General features: G+C 64.0%; 1 pseudogene. It reads left to right on the top strand.

From position 1 onward, the window contains the following. Positions 1-236, top strand: a pseudogene (locus N7568_RS25390) (hypothetical protein); the annotation flags it as partial.

Here is a 236-nt window from a genome sequence, read left to right as displayed (position 1 = left end):
CTTACTGAAGCCAGCAAGATCCCCGTGGACGTCTCGGCACAGCGCCTCGCCGGAGTCTTGAAGGACCCATAAGGCCTTGACTTCACCGTCGGATTCGTAGACGGCGTCATCCGCCCCGAGGATCTGTCGGTCGCCGGCCGTAAGCTCGCCGAGATCGCCCCGAATGTGCCCAATGTCCTCCAGTGGTACATGCGCAGCGCTGTCCGCGTGGGTGGGGTCATGGCTCCGATCGTCCC

Origin of the sequence: Paenarthrobacter aurescens, from assembly GCF_025421775.1 — a bacterium.
Taxonomy (GTDB): Bacteria; Actinomycetota; Actinomycetes; order Actinomycetales; family Micrococcaceae; genus Arthrobacter; species Arthrobacter aurescens_B.
The sequence above is the reverse complement of the archived record's forward strand: the minus strand, read 5'-3'. Positions and strand labels throughout refer to the sequence as shown.